At 64.7% G+C, this 17,590-nt stretch carries 19 protein-coding genes; 5 read left to right on the top strand and 14 right to left on the bottom strand.

The genetic code is table 11. The features are described from left to right. Positions 1-149: 149 nt before the first annotated feature. From SBP01_RS05665 to SBP01_RS05640, 6 genes are all read right to left on the bottom strand, one after another. Positions 150-1,259, bottom strand: coding sequence for a BMP family lipoprotein (locus tag SBP01_RS05665; RefSeq protein WP_275212703.1), 1,110 nt, complete (start codon positions 1,257-1,259; stop codon positions 150-152). A 218-nt stretch (positions 1,260-1,477) separates the two neighbouring features. Continuing rightward, positions 1,478-2,500, bottom strand: coding sequence for an NADP-dependent oxidoreductase (locus SBP01_RS05660; RefSeq protein WP_320537805.1), 1,023 nt, complete (start codon positions 2,498-2,500; stop codon positions 1,478-1,480). Then, positions 2,497-2,928 (bottom strand): organic hydroperoxide resistance protein, encoded by a 432-nt coding sequence (locus SBP01_RS05655; RefSeq protein WP_275212705.1) that lies wholly within the window; start codon positions 2,926-2,928, stop codon positions 2,497-2,499. The genes SBP01_RS05660 and SBP01_RS05655 overlap by 4 nt, the downstream gene beginning before the upstream one ends. Before the next feature lie 60 nt (positions 2,929-2,988). Next, positions 2,989-3,423 carry a MarR family winged helix-turn-helix transcriptional regulator gene (locus SBP01_RS05650; protein WP_275212706.1) on the bottom strand — a complete coding sequence of 145 codons (435 nt, stop codon included), beginning with the start codon at positions 3,421-3,423 and terminating at the stop codon, positions 2,989-2,991. Between the two features lie 136 nt (positions 3,424-3,559). Continuing rightward, a complete protein-coding gene (locus SBP01_RS05645; RefSeq protein ID WP_275212708.1) occupies positions 3,560-4,759 on the bottom strand; it encodes an amidohydrolase in 1,200 nt (399 codons plus the stop codon). Positions 4,760-4,809: 50 nt separating this feature from the next. After that, positions 4,810-5,943 (bottom strand): mannose-1-phosphate guanylyltransferase, encoded by a 1,134-nt coding sequence (locus SBP01_RS05640; RefSeq protein ID WP_320537804.1) that lies wholly within the window; start codon positions 5,941-5,943, stop codon positions 4,810-4,812. 257 nt (positions 5,944-6,200) lie between these two features. Between SBP01_RS05640 and sdhC the strand changes: the two genes are divergently transcribed. From sdhC to SBP01_RS05615, 5 genes are all read left to right on the top strand, one after another. After that, positions 6,201-6,581, top strand: a complete 381-nt coding sequence (sdhC, locus tag SBP01_RS05635) for a succinate dehydrogenase, cytochrome b556 subunit (protein ID WP_275212712.1) — start codon at positions 6,201-6,203, stop codon at positions 6,579-6,581. A 3-nt stretch (positions 6,582-6,584) separates the two neighbouring features. Continuing rightward, on the top strand, positions 6,585-7,046 hold the full coding sequence (locus SBP01_RS05630; protein ID WP_275212713.1) for a succinate dehydrogenase hydrophobic membrane anchor subunit: 462 nt from the start codon (positions 6,585-6,587) through the stop codon (positions 7,044-7,046). A 104-nt stretch (positions 7,047-7,150) separates the two neighbouring features. Further along, positions 7,151-8,950, top strand: a complete 1,800-nt coding sequence (sdhA, locus tag SBP01_RS05625) for a succinate dehydrogenase flavoprotein subunit (protein WP_275212714.1) — start codon at positions 7,151-7,153, stop codon at positions 8,948-8,950. Position 8,951: 1 nt separating this feature from the next. After that, positions 8,952-9,734, top strand: a complete 783-nt coding sequence (locus tag SBP01_RS05620) for a succinate dehydrogenase iron-sulfur subunit (protein WP_275212715.1) — start codon at positions 8,952-8,954, stop codon at positions 9,732-9,734. Positions 9,735-9,828: 94 nt separating this feature from the next. Then, positions 9,829-10,599 carry an alpha/beta hydrolase family protein gene (locus tag SBP01_RS05615; protein ID WP_275212716.1) on the top strand — a complete coding sequence of 257 codons (771 nt, stop codon included), beginning with the start codon at positions 9,829-9,831 and terminating at the stop codon, positions 10,597-10,599. On the opposite strand, the gene SBP01_RS05610 is transcribed toward SBP01_RS05615, so the two are convergent. The 8 genes from SBP01_RS05610 to SBP01_RS05575 form a co-directional block, all read right to left on the bottom strand. Then, positions 10,556-11,605 (bottom strand): YihY/virulence factor BrkB family protein, encoded by a 1,050-nt coding sequence (locus SBP01_RS05610; protein ID WP_320537803.1) that lies wholly within the window; start codon positions 11,603-11,605, stop codon positions 10,556-10,558. The two genes, SBP01_RS05615 and SBP01_RS05610, sit on opposite strands and share 44 nt — an antisense overlap. 37 nt (positions 11,606-11,642) lie before the next feature. Beyond that, complete coding sequence (locus SBP01_RS05605) at positions 11,643-12,248, bottom strand: 2'-5' RNA ligase family protein (protein WP_275212717.1); 606 nt, start codon at positions 12,246-12,248, stop codon at positions 11,643-11,645. 4 nt (positions 12,249-12,252) lie between these two features. After that, positions 12,253-13,293 carry a tryptophan--tRNA ligase gene (gene trpS / locus SBP01_RS05600; protein ID WP_275212718.1) on the bottom strand — a complete coding sequence of 347 codons (1,041 nt, stop codon included), beginning with the start codon at positions 13,291-13,293 and terminating at the stop codon, positions 12,253-12,255. 18 nt (positions 13,294-13,311) lie between these two features. Next, positions 13,312-14,145, bottom strand: coding sequence for an exodeoxyribonuclease III (locus SBP01_RS05595; protein ID WP_320537802.1), 834 nt, complete (start codon positions 14,143-14,145; stop codon positions 13,312-13,314). Between the two features lie 10 nt (positions 14,146-14,155). After that, positions 14,156-14,719 (bottom strand): hypothetical protein, encoded by a 564-nt coding sequence (locus SBP01_RS05590; protein WP_275212721.1) that lies wholly within the window; start codon positions 14,717-14,719, stop codon positions 14,156-14,158. 133 nt (positions 14,720-14,852) lie between these two features. Next, positions 14,853-15,704, bottom strand: coding sequence for an ABC transporter permease (locus SBP01_RS05585; RefSeq protein ID WP_320537801.1), 852 nt, complete (start codon positions 15,702-15,704; stop codon positions 14,853-14,855). Beyond that, complete coding sequence (locus SBP01_RS05580; RefSeq protein ID WP_320537800.1) at positions 15,701-16,531, bottom strand: ABC transporter permease; 831 nt, start codon at positions 16,529-16,531, stop codon at positions 15,701-15,703. Before SBP01_RS05580 ends, SBP01_RS05585 begins: the two co-directional genes overlap by 4 nt. Then, a complete protein-coding gene (locus tag SBP01_RS05575) occupies positions 16,524-17,483 on the bottom strand; it encodes an ABC transporter ATP-binding protein (RefSeq protein WP_320538288.1) in 960 nt (319 codons plus the stop codon). Before SBP01_RS05575 ends, SBP01_RS05580 begins: the two co-directional genes overlap by 8 nt. Positions 17,484-17,590: the final 107 nt, after the last annotated feature.

Below are 17,590 nucleotides of genomic sequence, written 5' to 3'. Positions count from 1 at the left end.
TAACCGTACCGGACGGGATATGGGACTGCAGCACCAGCCTAGTGCCTGCAGTCCCGGGTGGGCTGCTGCGCGCGGGGAGGCTTCCAACGAAAAGCGCCACCGCCCGGTCAGTCGATGACCATCCGGGAGGTGGCGCTTAGCGAGGGAGGTTATACCTTCGGGCTCGCCGCAGACTCGACCTTCAGCTTGCCGGCCACGATGTCCTTCTTGATCTGGTCCAGTTCGGACTTCAGATCGGCCGGAACCTGTGAATCAAAGCTGTGGAACGGAGCCAGCTGGACGCCGTCGTTAGCCAGTGTGCCAACGTACGGCGTGTTGCTGAACTTGCCGTCCTTGTCTTCCTTCACCACGGTCTCCACTGCCTCGCCCATTTGCTTCATGACCGAGGACAGCATGATGTCCTTGTAGTCCGGAGCCGTGAGGAAGCCGTCGGAGTCGACCCAGATGAGCTTGACGTCCTTGCCGGCGGCCTTGGCCTCGTTCAGTGCCGCGCCTGCACCCTTGCCCACCGGGCCGGCCACGGGCATCACGATGTCCGCGCCCTGGTCCAGGAAGTTCTGGGTGAGCTGCTTGCCGACGTCCTGCTTTTCGAAGTCGCCCGTAAAGCTGCCGTCCTGTGCCGCCTTGTCCCAGCCCAGGACCTTGACGTTCTTGCCCTTTTTCTCGTTGTAGTACTTCACGCCGTCCGCGTAGCCGTCCATGAAGATGGTGACGGTCGGGATCTTGATGCCGCCGAAGGTGGCCACGGTTCCGGTCTTGGTGGAACCGGCGGCCAGGTAGCCGGCCATGAACGCGGCCTGGGCCGTGTCATAGATGATCGGCTTGACGTTGCTGATCGGATCAGCGTAGCCAAAGTCGATGATCGCGAAGTGGCTCTTGGGGTTGGCGGTGGCCTGGGCCTTGGTGGCGTCACCGAGGAGGAAGCCCACCGTGATGGTGAGGTTGCAGCCCGCGGTGACCATTGCGCGCAGGTTCGGCTCGAAGTCGTTGTTCGTCTTCGATTCCACCTGGTTGACCTTGATGCCCAGGTCCTTCTCGGTCTTCTTCAGCCCCTCGTAGGAGGACTGGTTGAAGGACTGGTCATCGAATCCGCCGGAGTCGGAGACGATGCAGCCGGTGTAATCAGCTGCCGCGTTTGACGCGGTGCTTCCGCTCTCAGGTGCGGCGCCACAGCCGGTCAGCAGGAGTGCCGCGGCACCCACTGAGGCCACGCCGGCCGTCGAGCCGCGCTTGAACTTGGTGCGCAGTGTGTTCTTCAAATTTCCTCCAGGAGAGAGTGGCGCTACGACTCGAATTCAATGAGTGTCCGTTTCTACACTGAAATTCTGTTGTCACTGATGGCTTCGCAGCACTGCGCCGAGGCGCACTGATAGAAGCAACAGTAGTGGCCTGAAGCACACCGGCTACCACATCCCGCGCGGATCCCGAAGATCGTTGAGAATTTGTTACCAACGGGTAGAACACACCGCGCCCCTGCTCAGAGGCGGACCAGCATCTTGCCCGTGTTGGCGCCCTCCAGCAGATCCATGAAGGCTTGCGGCGCGTTCTCCAGCCCGTCCACCACGGTCTCGTCGTACCGGACGGTGCCGTCCGCAAGCCAGGCCGCCATCTTCTCGAAGAACTCCGCGCGGTGCTGGCGCTGCCCGCCCACCAGGAAGCCGCGAAGAGTGAGCTGCTTGCCGATGGCGAGCGCAAGGTTCCGGGGAGCCGGTGTGGCGTCGGTTGAGTTGTACTGAGCGATGGCCCCGCACATGGCTACGCGTCCGCCCACATTGAGTTCCGCCAGGGCTGCTTCGAGGTGGTCACCGCCGACGTTGTCGAAGTAAACGTCGATCCCCTTGCCGCCGGCAGCTGCCTTGAGCTGGTCACGGACAGGCGCGTCCCGGTAGTTAAAGGCGGCGTCGAAGCCCAGCTCGAGGAGCCGCGCCACTTTTTCGGGCGTTCCGGCGCTTCCGATAACGCGCGAGGCGCCCATGGCCTTCGCGATCTGGCCCACCAGGGAACCCACGGCCCCGGCGGCGCCTGACACGAAAACAGCATCGCCGGGTTTGAATTCAGCAACCTTGAGCAGGCCGGCATACGCGGTCAGGCCGGTCATGCCCAACGCGCCAAGAAAGGCCGACGCCGGAGCCAGGTCCGTGCGGGCAACCGACGTTGCGTCGGCGTCCAGGACAGCGTATTCGCGCCAGCCCAAGTGGTGCACCACTACGTCCCCCACCTTCCGTGCCTCGGAGCCGGACGCGATCACCTCGCCCACCGCGCCGCCGTCGAGCGCTGCATCCAGGGCGAACGGCGCCGAGTACGATTTCACATCATTCATGCGGCCGCGCATGTAGGGGTCCACGGAGATAAAGAGGTTGCGGACCAGGATCTGGCCGTCCCGGAGTTCAGGCAGCGGCGACTCGGCGAGCCGGAAGTTCTCCGGAACCGGGCGCCCGACCGGACGCGACGCGAGCCGGATTTCGCGGGTGGACGTGGGAAGGGATGTGGCAGCGCTCATGCGGCGAACTCCAGGATTTTGATGTCTACGGTCATGTTGCCGCGAGTGGCATTGGAGTAAGGGCAGATCTGGTGCGCCTTGGCCACCAGGGCCTCGGCGGTGGCCAGGTCCAGGGCGGGAACGGCGATTTCCAGCTCCGCCGCGAGGCCGTACCCCGCGCCGCCGTCCAATGCGCCAAAGTGGATCTTGGCCGCCACGGCCGAGTCCGTCAGGTCTGCGCCCTCCTTGCGGCCCACCAGGCGGAGCGCGGAGTGGAAGCAGGCGGCGTAGCCGGCTGCGAAGAGCTGCTCCGGGTTGGTGCCCTGGCCGTTGCCGCCCAGCTCCACCGGGCTGGCCAGGCTGACATCCAGCTTCCCGTCATTGGTGCGTGCGTTGCCGTCACGGCCTTCGCCGGAAGCCAGGGCCTCGGCAGTGTAAAGGGTTTTCATGTGGTCCGTCCTGTTGGTTGTGGATAACGGAAAATCTTGGGGGGTCAGTGGATGGTGCGCTCAGCGGGAGCTGTGCAGGGCGTCCGTGAGCCGTTCGAGGGTGCTCCGCAGCTGCTCCAGCTCCACCGCCGACAGCCCGGCGGCCTCGGCGAGCCGCTGGGGAATCGCGTTGGCTTTGCCGCTCAAGGCCCGGCCGGCCGGCGTCAGGTGGACCTCAACGCGGCGCTCATCCTCCGCGGACCGGCGCCGCTCCACCAGCTCCATTGCCTCGAGGCGTTTGAGCAGGGGGGACAGCGTGCCGGAGTCCAGGCCGAGGTCCACGCCAAGCTCTTTGACGCCCTTCGGTTCCGCCTCCCACAGCACCAGCATGACCAGATATTGCGGATAGGTCAGGCCGAGGTCTTCCAGCAGGGGCCGGTAGACGGCGGTGGCAGCGCGGGAGGCGGAGTAGAGGGCGAAGCAGACCTGATGGTCGAGGCGGGGGGCATCATTCACAACCACAACGATAGGGCACAATTCAATTGTGCACAACCTACCCGCGTTCCTTTGTTCCGTTTAAATGCCGAACGGACATCCGCTGCGCCCTGTCTGGGTGCGGCAGATGTCCGTCCGGAGCGGATTGTGGGGTGTATCAGAGGTCGCGGATGGTCCGGAGTGCCGCGGCGGTGAGGACCTGGACGCCGAGGCCCAGGGCCCGTTCATCCACGATGTAGTCCCCCCTGTGCAGGTCGTATTCCTCGCCGCCGGGAGTCTTGGTGCCGAGCCGCACCATGGCGCCGGGAAGTTCGGCCAGGAACCAGGCGAAGTCCTCGCCGCCCATGGACTGCGGCGTCAGTGTCACGGCGCTTTCACCGAGTTCGGCGCGGGCGGCCGCCTCAATCAGGGCTGTTTCATGCTCGGAGTTGACCACAGGCGGCACTCCCCTGGTGTGTTCCAGGTGCACGTCCACACCGTAGGGCGCGGCCACCTGCTGCACCACTTCGTCCAGGAGCTCACCGGCGTCGTGCCAGGCGTCACGGTCGAGGCAGCGCATGGTGCCGGCCATGTAACCCGTGCCGGGAATGGCGTTGGGAGCGGATCCGGCGCTGATCTGGCCCCACACCACGGACACCCCGCTGCGGACATCCACCCGGCGGGACAGCACGGCCGGAACGTTGACGGCGATCTGGGCGAGGGCGAACACCAGGTCCTCGGTGAGGTGCGGCCGCGATGTGTGGCCGCCGCGGCCGCTCAGTTCGATCTTGATGGTGTCTGAGGCGGACGTAATGGCGCCGATGCGCGTACCGATGCGTCCGACGTCGATCCTTGGGTCGCAGTGCAGCGCAAAAATGCGCGGCACACCGTCCAGAACGCCCTGCTCGATGCAGGAGAGCGCGCCGCCGGGCATGGTCTCTTCAGCCGGCTGGAAGATCACACGGACCGTGCCGCCCAGCGGCGATTCCAGGTGCATGCTCTGCAGAACCAGGGCGACGCCGAGCATGGTTGCGGTGTGGACGTCGTGACCACAGGCATGCGTGACGCCGTGGTTCCTCGAGGCAAAGGGCAGGCCGGTTTCCTCGATGATCGGCAGGGCGTCAATATCGCCGCGGAGGGCGGTGGCAATCGGCCCCTCGCCGATGTCCACGGTGAGGCCGGTGCCCTCCAGCCGCCGCGGCGTGAGGCCGGCCGCTTCGAGGCGCTCAGCCAGTTTGTCCGTGGTGCGGAATTCCTTGAAGGAGAGCTCCGGGTGCGCGTGGAGGTCCCTGCGGAAATCGATCAGTTCCGGCAGGAGCGGCTCCAGCCACGGCCGCACTAATGTGGTGGGCTCGGCTTCAGTAGTGTAATTACGCACCCATTTACTCTAGCGAGCGTCCGGGGAATAGCGTCATCAGGGTTGCAGAGTTACAGAACGTCGGTATCGCCGCTTGCCTTGAGCGCGTCAACGGCTCCCTTGACCCGCTGGGCGTGTTCCTTGGTGGTCACCAAAAGGGCATCGCCGGTGTCCACGATGACCACGTCTTTGATGCCGATCAGGGCGATCACCCGCTTCGTGTCGGAAACCACCACGCCGCTGGCGTTCTCCGTAAAGACGCGGGCGCCCTCACCGATGACCGTGACGTCGTCCACTTCGCGCGCGCTGTTGAGCCTGCCCACCGAAGCAAAATCCCCGACGTCGTCCCAGCCGAAAGTGCCCGGCACCACGGCGACGTCGCCGGCGGCCGCAGCCGGTTCAGCCACGGCGTAGTCGATGGCAATCTTGGGCAGGGTGGGCCAGACGCGGGCGGTCACGGCGTCACGGTCCGGAGTGTCCCAGGCCTGGGCAATCTCCAACAAACCCTTGAATAGCTCGGGCTGGTTGGCCTCAAGGTGCTTGAGCATCAACGCCACCGGCGCCACGAACATGCCGGCGTTCCAGACGTACTCGCCGCTGTCCACGTACTGCTGGGCAACTTCCTCGTCCGGCTTCTCCACGAACTCCACCACGGCCTGCGCGCTGGGTGCACCTTCGATGTGGAGCTCCTGCCCCGCCCGGATGTAGCCAAAGCCGGTGGACGGGTGCGTGGGTTTAATGCCGATGGTCACGATCTTGCCGGCAGCCGCCGTATAAATAGCCTCGCGCACCGCCGCCTGGAAGAGGTTGTCCGGGCTGATCACCTGATCCGCGGCGAACGAACCCATGATGGTATCCGGATCGCGTTCGTGCAGGATGGCGGCGGCCAGCCCGATCGCGGCGCCGGAATCCTTGGGCTCGCTCTCAAGCACCAGGTCGGCGTCCTGCACCTCAGGCAGCTGGCGGCACACGGCGGCCCGGTGCGCGGTGCCGGTGACCACCAGGACCCGCCGGCCCGCGAGGGGCTCCAGCCGGTCATACGTGGCACGCAGCAACGTGCTGCCCGAACCGGTGAGATCGTGAAGGAACTTGGGAGCTGCTGCACGTGACAGGGGCCAGAGGCGGGTCCCCACTCCGCCTGCCGGAATCACCGCGATAAAACGGTCAAGGGGTGATGCCGGGCTTGTCACTTGGTCTGTACTCATCAACGCCTACTTTAGCCGACCGGCCTCCCGGTCCCCGCTGTGGCGGCGCCAGCGGAGGTTCTTCGGCCCCCGAAGTGTGGGCTTCGTCTCAATTAAAACCAAAACACCGGCATTGCGGGGTCACCAAGTGGTTCCTAAATTGAATAAGCTGTTAGCGAAGCCTACATTTAGGCTCTGAGCTACGAGTGCTCTCGCAGCAGGCGTTCCCCCCGCGTGGATCTCATGCCAGCGCCGCTGTGTTGCAGGGAGGTTTATCAGTGCCGACGAAACCAGCTGGCACCTTGTACCGCGGCCGTGAAGGCCAGTGGTCCTGGGTAGGACACCGCATTACCGGTGTAGTGATTTTTTTCTTCTTGTTGGTCCATGTGCTGGACACCTCATTGGTGCGTGTGTCCCCCGAGGCTTACACCGCAGTCATCGGTGCATACAAGAACCCCCTCATGGCCCTGGGTGAAACGGGCCTGGTTGCCGCCATCGTTTTCCACGCCTTCAACGGCCTGCGTATCATCGCCGTGGACTTCTGGAAGAAGGGCGCAAAGTACCAGCGCCAGATGCTGTGGACCGTCCTGGCCCTGTGGGTAGTTGTGATGGTCGGCTTCTCCATCCGCCACCTTTCCCTCGCTCTTGGAGGTCACTAAGCCATGACTGCAACTATCGACAGCCCCCGCAGCGGGAAGATCTCACCGCGGTACCGCCGCAGCGGCGGATCCAAGGGCAACTTCGAAATGCTGGCGTGGCTGTTCATGCGCCTCTCCGGCGTTGTCCTGGTGGTGCTGATCTTCGGCCACCTCTTCGTGAACCTCCTGGTGGGCGAAGGCATCCACGCCATCGACTTCGGCTTCGTCGCCGGCAAGTGGGCTGACCCGTTCTGGCAGATCTGGGACCTCGCCATGCTGTGGCTGGCCATGCTGCACGGCACCAACGGCGTCCGCACCATCATCAACGATTACGCCGAGAAGGACTCCACCCGTCTCTGGCTCAAGATCGTCCTGTACGCGGCCACTGCTGTGATTATCGTCCTGGGTACCCTGGTGATCTTCACGTTCAACCCGTGCCCCGTAGTTAACGGTGTCCCGCTGCCCGGCGGCTTCTGCCCCGCCTAGCCACATCCTGGCCGTCGCCCCACGGGCCACGGCCTGCGTTTTGCGGCGCAGGTAACGCCTGCCCGTTGTTTTATTGCGAATTTTGAGAGAAAGAGCGCCAAAGTATGCAGGTCCATAAGTACGACGTCGTCATCGTCGGTGCCGGTGGCGCTGGCATGCGCGCCGCGATCGAATCCGGTCAGCGCGCGCGCACAGCAGTACTGACCAAGCTCTACCCCACCCGCTCGCACACCGGTGCGGCGCAGGGCGGCATGTGCGCGGCCCTTGCCAACGTCGAGGAAGACAACTGGGAATGGCACACCTTCGACACCGTCAAGGGCGGCGACTACCTGGTTGACCAGGACGCCGCGGAGGTGATGGCAAAGGAAGCCATCGACGCCGTGCTGGACCTTGAGAAGATGGGCCTGCCGTTCAACCGCACGCCTGAGGGCCGGATCGACCAGCGCCGCTTCGGCGGCCACACCCGCGATCACGGCAAGGCACCGGTCCGCCGCGCCTGCTACGCCGCAGACCGCACCGGCCACATGATCCTGCAGACGCTGTACCAAAACTGCGTCAAGCACAATGTGGAGTTCTACAACGAGTACTACGTCCTGGACCTGCTGACGGTCGAGGAAGACGCCGTCCGCGAGGACGGCACACCGTACAAGCAGAAGCGCGTGGCCGGGGTTGTGTCCTACGACCTCGCCTCCGGTGAGCTGCACGTCTTCCAGGCCAAGTCCGTGGTGTTCGCCTCCGGCGGCGCGGGCAAGGTCTTCAAGACCACCTCCAACGCCCACACCCTCACCGGTGACGGCATGGGAATCGCCTTCCGCCGCGGCATCCCGCTGGAAGACATGGAGTTCTTCCAGTTCCACCCGACAGGCCTTGCCGGCCTCGGCATCCTGCTCTCCGAAGCAGCCCGCGGTGAGGGCGCCATCCTGCGTAACTCCGAGGGTGAGCGCTTCATGGAGCGCTATGCACCCACCATCAAGGACCTCGCACCGCGTGACATCGTGGCCCGCTCCATGGCCAATGAAGTCCGCGAAGGCCGCGGCTGCGGCCCGAACAAGGACTACGTCCTCCTGGACCTGACCCACCTGGAGCCGGCGCACATCGACGCCAAGCTCCCGGACATCACCGAGTTTGCCCGCACCTACCTTGGTGTGGAGCCCTACACGGAACCGGTTCCCGTGTTCCCCACGGCGCACTACGCCATGGGCGGCATCCCCACCAACATCAGCGCCGAGGTCCTGCAGGACAACGACACCGTGATCCCGGGCCTGTACGCCGCCGGTGAAGTGGCATGCGTGTCCGTCCACGGCTCCAACCGCCTGGGCACCAACTCACTGCTTGACATCAACGTGTTCGGCAAGCGCGCCGGCATTGCAGCGGCCGAGTACTCCAAGACCGCCGACTTCGTGGAACTCCCCGAAGACCCGGAGGCCTACACCATCGATCTGCTGAACATTGCCCGCAACGGCACCGGCGACGAAAAGGTGGCCCTGATCCGTAAGGACCTGCAGGACACCATGGACGCCAACATGCAGGTGTTCCGCACTGCAGACACGCTGAACCAGGTTCTGCGGGACATCGAGTCCTTCGAAGCCCGCTACAAGAACATCAGCGTCCAGGACAAGGGCAAGCGCTTCAACCTGGACCTGCTCGAAGCTGTCGAGCTGGGCTTCCTGCTGGAGCTGGCCAAGGTCATGACCGTAGCAGCGCTGCACCGTGAGGAATCCCGCGGCGGACACTTCCGCGAGGACTTCCCGGAACGTGACGACGAAAAATTCATGAAGCACTCCATGGCGTACAAGGATGACCACGCACCGGCGGATGGTTCCGCCGAGTCAATCGCGGGCATCCGACTTGCCACCAAACCGGTGGTCTTTACGCGCTACGAGCCGATGGTGAGGAAGTACTAAGATGACCGCTGAACTCGCTGAGCCAGCCTCAAAGATCGAACTGCCCGCCGGCGTCGGCGGGGGCGGGGACATCCCTTCCTTCGACGTCACGCTGCGTGTGCGCCGCTACAACCCCGAGGTGTCCGAGGACGCCACGTGGGATGACTTCAAGGTGACCATGTACGGCACCGACCGCGTGCTGGATGCCCTGCACAAAGTCAAGTGGGAAATCGACGGCAGCGTCTCGTTCCGCCGTTCCTGCGCCCACGGTGTCTGCGGTTCCGATGCCATGCGCATCAACGGCCGCAATCGCCTGGCCTGCAAGACCCTCCTGAAGGACTTGGATACGTCCAAGCCCATCACGGTCGAGCCCATCAAGGGCCTGCCGGTGGAGAAGGACCTTATTGTGGACATGGAGCCGTTCTTCCAGTCGTTCCGCGAAGTCATGCCCTTCCTGATCAACAAGGGCCACGAGCCCACCAAGGAACGCCTGCAGTCCGCCGAGGACCGCGAGCGGTTCGACGACACCACCAAGTGCATCCTGTGCGCTGCGTGCACCTCGTCCTGCCCCGTGTTCTGGACCGATGGCCAGTACTTCGGGCCGGCCGCGATCGTCAACGCGCACCGCTTCATCTTCGATTCCCGTGATGACGCCGGTGACATGCGCCTGGAGATCCTGAACGACAAGGAAGGTGTGTGGCGCTGCCGCACCACCTTCAACTGCACCGAAGCATGCCCCCGCGGCATTCAGGTGACCCAGGCCATTGCCGAGGTCAAGCAGGCAATCCTCTCGCGCAAGGTCTAATTTTCAGTTTTGCATACGACGGCGTCTCCCACCTTTGTGGTGATAGGCGCCGTCGTGGTTTAACTCCTGACAGCACCCACGAAAGCAGCACACGATGTCCCGCTCTGAAAAAGTCAGCTTCGAAGGAACCACCGGCGAGCTCCTCTCCGGCATCATTGACCTTCCGGAGGGGCCGGTTCGCGGCTGGGGCCTGTTCTCCCACGGCTTCACCCTGGGCAAGGACAGCCCGTCCGCGTCCAGGATGTGCAAGGCCTTGGCCGACAGCGGGATCGGCATGCTGCGCTTCGACAATCTGGGGCTGGGCGAGTCCGCCGGCCACTGGTCCGAGGGCTCCTTCAGCCACAAGGTGGCGGACACGGTGAGGGCTGCGGAGTTCATGCGCGCGCAGGGCAAGCAAATTTCGCTGCTGGTGGGCCACTCCTTTGGCGGTGCAGCCGTACTGTCCGCGGCCAGGCAGATTCCCGAGCTCGACGCCGTCGCAACCGTAGGTGCCCCGTTCTCCCCCAAGCATGTGGCGCACGTGTTCGACGCCGCCCTGGACAGGATCCTCAGCGAGGGCAGCGCCGAAGTGGATCTGGGCGGGAAACGCGTGGAGATCCGGAAGCATTTTGTGGAGGACCTGGAGAACGCGGACCTTACGGACTGCATCCGGCAACTGCACAAGCCCCTGATGGTGCTGCACTCCCCCACGGACAACACGGTGGGCATCGAAAACGCCAGCACCATCTTCCAAACCGCCCGCCACCCGCGGAACTTCATCTCACTCGAAGGCAGCGACCACCTGCTGACCGGCAAGGGTCAGGCAGCCCGTGCCGCCCGGATCATTTCTGCCTGGGCCGACCAATACCTGGACGCCGGGCACTAGCGGCGGGACCGCCGTCGCGCTCCACGGGCGTCTTGCCGGGCTGGATGTGGCGGGAGCCCCAGAGCCCCTTCTCGTGACCGGCAGGCGCGCTCGTGAGGTCCGCTTCGCGGACAACTGACCAGGCGGCCGACACCAGGTAGACCTGGCTGACCAGGTTGAACCAGATCAGCAGGCCGATGATGATGGCGAACGGTGCCAGGATGGGGTTCCGGCCGGCACCGGCGAGCAGTTCAGTGCTGAAGACCTGCAGAATGGTGGTGCCCACCGCGGCCAGGATGGTCCCTTCCAGCAGCGCACGCCGGGAGAGCTTCAGCCCGCCCGCCAGGCGGAACATCACGACGGCGGTCACCCAGCTGAGCACCAGCGGCACACCGATCTTGATCAGCGTGGTCAGCGGACCGGCGATAACGGGGTCCAGGTGGAGGAAGTCGCTGACCCATCCGGCGGCGGTGCCGAACACCAGCGACGCGCCCGCGCTGATGACCAGGGCCACGCCCAGCAGCAGCAGGGTGCCCGCGTCCCGCAGCTTCATCAGGATGATGTTGAGTTTCAGTGGCGGCAGCTGCACCACGCCGCGCAGGCCGTCACGCAGCCCGGCGATCCATCCCAGGGATGTGATCACGGTGACCACCGCTGCGATCACGGCGGTCCAGCCCAGGCCGGTCGGGTTCAGCAGGTCCTTGGGATCCACCAGGCCTGCGCCGCCATTGACTTTCAGCAGGCCGGGCGCACTTTGGGCCACGCTGCTGATGATGTTGTCCAGCAGTGCAGGCTGGCCCTGCAGCACCAGGCCGGCAATGGAGAATCCCGTCGCCAGCAGGCCCGTGATGGAGAAGAACATGTTGAAGCCGATGCCGGCACTCATGAGCGGGCCGTGCTGGAGGTTGTAGTGCTGCCATGCACGCATCGGCCGGAAGGCGTTAAGCCGGGCGAGCAGCCACTGGACCAGCGCCATGAGGCTGGCCAGCGGGCCGCCGTCGGATCTTCTGGCCTTGCCCCACTCCATCCTTTTTTGGATGACGGCCAGCTTCAGGCGCGCCTGCTCAGTGGGAAGCGGTGGCTCCGTTTGCGTCGGCGTCTTTCGTGGTGCCGCCGCCCCCGCCGTCGTCGTCAGTTTCGGTCCCAAAGTCCAACTCTTCCCGTAGCTGCCAGATGCCGTCAGCATCATGCTCGTAGAGTCCCATGCTAACCACAGGGAAGGTGGCCCTGTAGCTTTCGAGCACCGTTTCGGCCTGATCGAGGCTCTCCGGGGCAACATCGTGGGCGATGGTGACATGGGGATGGTACGAAAACGGCAGGTCCCGTTGGAGCGGGCCGGTCTGAAGTTTCTCGTGCAGCTCCACGCAGGCGTCGAAGCCCTCTTCCACGTTGATGTAAACCACCGGGGAAACCGGCCGGAAAGTCCCCGTACCGGAAATGGTCACCATAAACGGGGCCTGGTTGCGGGCCACCTCATGGACGTGGGCGCGGGTGGCTTCCCAGTCGTCGGTGGGGGTGGTGGTGACCAGCGTGATGTGGGCGGGGACCACCCCGGCCATCGGATCACCGAACGAAGCCCGCCACCGCTGAAGTTCCGCCGCGATGGCAGGCGGGAACCCCAGAATGACGCCGACGCTCACTCCTTCGCTGACAGTCCTCGCGGCCGGCATTGCTCTAGCGGACTCCGGCCAGGCGCAGTGAGGGCAGGAAACCCATCCGCTCATAGACCTGGCTGAGCGTCACCGAAGCGATCTCGCGGGCACGCTCCGCGCCCTGGGCAAGCAGCCTGTCCAGCTCGGCCGGATCCGCCATCAGCTCGTTGGTGCGGTTTCGCAGCGGCGTGATGAAGTCCACCATGACTTCGGCGAGATCCACCTTCAGGTGGCCATACATTTTGCCTTGGTACTCGGCCTCGAGCTCCGGCACCGGTTTGCCGGTCAGGGAGGAATAGATGGTCAGCAGGTTGGAGATGCCCGGCTTTTCTTCGAGGTCGAACCGGATCTCCGTGCCGGTATCCGTCACCGCCGACTTGATGCGCTTGGCGGCCACCTTGGGGTCTTCCAGGAGCTGGATGGAGCCGTTGGGTGACTCCCCCGTTTTCGACATCTTGGCGGTGGGGTTCTGCAGGTCGTAGATCTTCGCGCTTTCCTTGAGGATGGTGGCCTCGGGCACGGTGAAGGTCTCGCCGAAGCGTGTGTTGAACCGCTGGGCCAGGTTCCGGGTCAGCTCCAGGTGCTGGCGCTGGTCCTCACCAACCGGCACCAGGTCGGTCTGGTACAGCAGGATGTCCGCGGCCATCAGGGTGGGGTAGGCGAAGAGCCCCAGGGTGGCGGCGTCGGCGCCGGCCTTCTGTGTTTTGTCCTTGAACTGGGTCATGCGGGAGGCTTCGCCGAAGCCGGTGATGCAGTTCAGCGCCCACGCCAGCTGCGCGTGCTCGGGGACGTGTGACTGGACGAAGAAGATGCTCTTGTCCGGATCAATGCCGGCCGCGATGTACTGGGCCGCCACCACGCGGGTGCGGTTGCTGAGTTCGGCCGGGTCGAAGTCCACGGTGATGGCGTGCAGATCGGGGATGAAGAACACGGCGTCGTAGGCGGACTGCATGTCCACCCAGTTGCGGACGGCACCGATGTAGTTGCCCAGGTGCAGGGAGTCGGCTGTGGGCTTGGCGCCGGAAAGAATCCGTTTGCGGCCCTGTGAAGGTGAGCTGGTCATTCGTTGGAACCTTAAGATTTAGAGCCGGTAGTCCACTACCAGCGGGGCATGGTCAGAGAAGCGGGTGTCCCACGAGGGCGCCCGGTCCACAACTGCGGAGACGGCGGCCGCTGCGAGGTCCGGTGTGGCCAGGTGGTAGTCGATGCGCCAACCGGTGTCGTTATCGAACGCCTGGCCACGTTGTGACCACCAGGTGTACGGGCCGTCCACATCTCCTGCCAGGCCGCGATGAACATCCCTCCAACCGATGTCCTCGCCGAAGAAGCGGTCAAAGTAGGCGCGTTCCTCGGGCAGGAAGCCGGCTTTCCTGACGTTACCCTTCCAGTTCCGGATGTCCCGTTCGGTGTGGCCAACGTTGAGGTCGCCCACGACGAGTGCGTGATCACTGTGCTTGGTGAGCTCCGGCAGGCGGGTGCTCATGACGTCCAGGAAGCGGTACTTGTCCACCTGCTTGGGAGTTCCGGCCTCGCCGGAGTGCACGTAGGCGCTGGCGACCGTCAGCTGAACAGGGTTTCCGGCGGCATCGTTCACGCGGAAATCAGCCTCCACCCAGCGGCCGGCGGTGGCGAAGTAGTCATCCCCGATGCCGTTGCGGGTGTACAGGGGTTCTTCGCGCGACGCAATGGCGACGCCGGCACGGCCTTTGGCTTCCGCTTCGGCATGGAGGATATGCCAGCCGTCGCCCAGCAACTGGCGTACGATCGCGTCGGGTGCCCGGACCTCCTGGAGGCAGAGGATATCCACTTCGCGGGGCTCCAGCCAGGCCGCCATGCCGTTCTTGAAGGCAGCCCGGAGGCCGTTGACGTTGACTGATGCGATGCGAAGGTGATCCTTCTTCAATGCCGAACTCACCCGCACCACTCTAGTCGATGATGGTTCCGCTGACCGGGTCCCCGGTGCTGCCGGCGGAGCGGATCATGTCCCGGGCGTTCGTTGCGGTGATCTCGATGGTCTCCAGTGCCCGGCGAATGGTGTCCTGGTCCGCGCCGTCACCTTTGGCCCGTTCCTGCTCCACCACCCGGATCTGCACCTGCACAATCTTGAAGGAGTGGTCCAGTTTGAGGTCCCGGACCTCGTCTCCCTCGGTCCGCTCGGCCACCACCCGGGTGCCGCCATGGTCAGCAGAGGCCGACGACGGCGCGCGGCCGGCGGCGCTGTTGAACGCATTCTGGGCTTCCGTCAGTTTGGCACCCGCCTTTTTGGCGGCCTTCTGGATGCTGAATACCACGAACGACGCCAGCGCGAGCCAGAAGCCGGCGATGACCGCGACAACCCAGCCCACGACGTCGTTCTGGTTCGCGGCGAAGATGACCGCGACCAGGAAGGCGATGATAAAGACCATCATCCCGGGCCCGCTGATCCGAAGCATGGAGAAGCCGCCCTTGGACCGGCCGGACGGGGACTGTGGGTTACCCAGAGATCGCATGGGTCCATTGTCTCAAACGCCGCGGCGCCCTTTTACCCCTTCCACCCCCGGCGAACACTCCCCCAAGTAAGTAGCAGTAAGTGTCGTTTTGGACGGTCAAAACGACACTTAGTGCTACCCAGTTGGGGCGGGGTTACCTCAGGAACAGCTTCCGAAGCCGCACCGTGGTGAGCAGCATGCCCAGAGCCGTCATCAGCACGTAGTAGCCAATATGGACGGCGGTGGCGGGCGTGAAGACGCCCACGCTGATCTGGCGCAGCAGCTCCACACCATGCCAGAGCGGCATGGCCTGGATGAGCCATTGGATGTACTGCGGGTAGACGCTGAGCGGATAGAACGTGGCACTGAACAGAAACATGGGCAGCATGATGAAGTTGATCCAGTCCATCTGCTGGAAGGTCTTCAGGAAGCTGGTGATCCCCATTCCGAGGCTGGCAAATCCGAAAGCGATGAGCACCGACGCCGGAATCATCAGGACGGCCCAGGGTGTGGTGATCAACCCCATCAGGCCCATCACCGCCGTGAACCCCGTCGCATAGAGCAGGCCACGCAACAGCGCCAGGAAAATCTCGCCGAGGGCCACGTCCAGCGGCCCCAGGGAGGTGTACAGCATGCCCTGGTACAGCTTGGCGAAGTTCATTTTGAAGAACACGTTCCAGGTGGAGTCATACACCGCGCCGTTCATGGCCGAGACGGCCAGCAGTGCCGGGGCGATGTAGGCGGCGTAGCTGATGGGCGCTCCGTCGGGCCCCTGCACCGACCCAACGATGGCGCCAAGGCCCACGCCCATGGAGATCAGGAACAGCACCGGCTCAAAGAAGCCGGAAAGCATCACCAGCCAGTTGCTGCTTTTTGTGGCCATCAGCCCCCGCGAGATCACGGCTTTGGCGTTACGGGAATACAGCGGACCGAACGTCCTGTTGCGCGCGAGCTCCGTGACGCTGTGGCGCGGGCCCCTGACGCTGCTGCCGGGGACGGTGCTCATTGCCCCAGCCTCCGGATGAACTGGCGCTTCGTCAGGACCCATCCGAGCACCGCCAGCGCAGCCAGCACCGCGATGTGCACCGCCGTGAGAACCGGCGGCTCGCGGTAGCCGTAGCTGAAGACGCGGCCCAGCTGTGTTCCGTGCCAGATCGGCGAGATCCAGCCGATCCAGCGGACGGCCAGGGGCAGCGTGTCCAGCGGGAAGAACGTTCCGGAGAAAAGGAAGAGCGGCATCACAATGAAGCGCATCACCAGCGCGAACTGGCCCTTGTCTTCCTTTATGGACGCGGCATAGGCCATCAGCGGCAAGCCAAACGAGAGCCCAGCGAGGGTGGCCACCACAATCCCGGCCCAACCCCAGCCGGACGGGGACGCACCGAACAATCCCACAACCGCAAAGTAGATTGCCGACTGCACCAGCAGGCGCACCGTCACGGCCATGATCTGCCCGGCGGCAATCTGCTGCGGGGCGAGCGGGGAAGCGTGCGGCCCGTAGTAGATCCGGCGCCACTTGAATCCGTCCATCACGGGGAACGTGAACTCGTTGGCGGCGGTCATCACCGCCGCCGAAACGAGCAGCGCCGGAGCAATGAAGGCCAGATAGCTGACGCCCCCGAAGGATCCCGCGGCCCCGGCGTCCACCAGGGTGGCCAGCCCCACCCCCATCGCAAACAGGTACGCCACCGGCTGCCCCACGCTGTACATCAGGATGGACCAGCCGTAGCCCTTCATCACGCGGAGCACCTGCTCGGCGTAGTAGAACGCACCCCAGCGCCGCGCCCTCGCCGCGGAGACGGCCGGCGGGTGGGCGCGGGCCTGATCAGTCAACGAGGCTCCGGCCCGTCAGGCGCAGGAACACGTCCTCCAAGGACGACCGGCGGACCAGCGAAGTCAACGGCCGGAGGCCACGGGAAGAGACCTGCTCAAGGGCCGCCTCGCCGTCGTGCGTGTACATCAGCACCCGGTCCGGAAGCACTTCGAGGCGTTCGCCAATCCCTTGCAGCTCGCCGGCGATGGTGACGTTGCGTTCGGACCCGAAGCGCAGTTCCAGCACTTCCCGGGTGGAGTGCTCGCGGATCAGCTGCGCGGGTGATCCCTCGGCCATGATGCGGCCCTTGTCCACCACAATCAGCCTGTCGCACAGCTGTTCGGCCTCGTCCATGTAATGCGTGGTCAGGATCAGGGTGACGCCCTGTTCCTTGAGCCGGAAGAGCCGGTCCCAGAGCGTATGCCGGGCCTGCGGATCCAGACCCGTGGTGGGCTCGTCCAGCAGCAGGATCTGCGGCTCGTTGATCAGCGAACGCGCGATGGTCAGCCGCCGTTTCATGCCGCCGGACAGCGCATCCACCTTGGACTTGGCCTTGTCCGTGAGCTGGGCGAATTCGAGCAGTTCGTCAGCCTTCGGCTTCAGGTAGCTCATGGGCAGGCCGAAATAGCGGCCGTAGACCAGGAGATTGTCCCGGACCCTGAGTTCCTCGTCCAGGTTGTCCTGCTGCGGAACCACGCCAAGGTGCGCGCGGACCTCGGGCCCGTGGCTGTCCGGGTCCAGGCCCATGATGCTGAGCTTCCCGGACGTCCGCTGCGTGACCGCGCCGATCATCTTCATCGTGGTGGACTTGCCGGCCCCGTTCGGGCCGAGCAGGCCGAAGGACTCCCCTGCCGGCACGCTGAAGGAGATACCGTCGACGGCGGCAACCTCACCGTAGGTCTTGCGCAGGTCCTCGGCGGTGATGACCGTATCCTGCCGGGCGGGAAGGCCACCGGGCGGGGTGGAGGACATGATGGCTTTGTTGTGCACCCTCCGCAGACTAATGGAGGCTCCCTGAATGGGAAAGGGGCCTTGCACCTGGCTCTTGTTGGGTTGAGGTGGAACGGCCGACGGCGGCC

This window comes from Pseudarthrobacter sp. IC2-21, from assembly GCF_034048115.1.
GTDB lineage: Bacteria > Actinomycetota > Actinomycetes > Actinomycetales > Micrococcaceae > Arthrobacter > Arthrobacter naphthalenicus.
This window is presented reverse-complemented; position numbering and strand designations above follow the sequence as displayed.

Excerpts from the sequence above, each read along its gene's own strand:
- SBP01_RS05610 (WP_320537803.1), bottom strand. The coding sequence starts at position 11,605 with ATGGAGTGGGGCAAGGCCAGAAGATCCGACGGCGGCCCGCTGGCCAGC.
- SBP01_RS05605 (WP_275212717.1), bottom strand. The coding sequence starts at position 12,248 with ATGCCGGCCGCGAGGACTGTCAGCGAAGGAGTGAGCGTCGGCGTCATT.
- SBP01_RS05660 (WP_320537805.1), bottom strand. The coding sequence starts at position 2,500 with ATGAGCGCTGCCACATCCCTTCCCACGTCCACCCGCGAAATCCGGCTC.
- SBP01_RS05655 (WP_275212705.1), bottom strand. The coding sequence starts at position 2,928 with ATGAAAACCCTTTACACTGCCGAGGCCCTGGCTTCCGGCGAAGGCCGT.
- SBP01_RS05640 (WP_320537804.1), bottom strand. The coding sequence starts at position 5,943 with ATGAGTACAGACCAAGTGACAAGCCCGGCATCACCCCTTGACCGTTTT.
- SBP01_RS05620 (WP_275212715.1), top strand. The coding sequence starts at position 8,952 with ATGACCGCTGAACTCGCTGAGCCAGCCTCAAAGATCGAACTGCCCGCC.
- trpS (WP_275212718.1), bottom strand. The coding sequence starts at position 13,293 with ATGACCAGCTCACCTTCACAGGGCCGCAAACGGATTCTTTCCGGCGCC.
- SBP01_RS05615 (WP_275212716.1), top strand. The coding sequence starts at position 9,829 with ATGTCCCGCTCTGAAAAAGTCAGCTTCGAAGGAACCACCGGCGAGCTC.
- sdhA (WP_275212714.1), top strand. The coding sequence starts at position 7,151 with ATGCAGGTCCATAAGTACGACGTCGTCATCGTCGGTGCCGGTGGCGCT.
- SBP01_RS05585 (WP_320537801.1), bottom strand. The coding sequence starts at position 15,704 with ATGAGCACCGTCCCCGGCAGCAGCGTCAGGGGCCCGCGCCACAGCGTC.
- SBP01_RS05630 (WP_275212713.1), top strand. The coding sequence starts at position 6,585 with ATGACTGCAACTATCGACAGCCCCCGCAGCGGGAAGATCTCACCGCGG.
- SBP01_RS05590 (WP_275212721.1), bottom strand. The coding sequence starts at position 14,719 with ATGCGATCTCTGGGTAACCCACAGTCCCCGTCCGGCCGGTCCAAGGGC.
- SBP01_RS05575 (WP_320538288.1), bottom strand. The coding sequence starts at position 17,483 with ATGTCCTCCACCCCGCCCGGTGGCCTTCCCGCCCGGCAGGATACGGTC.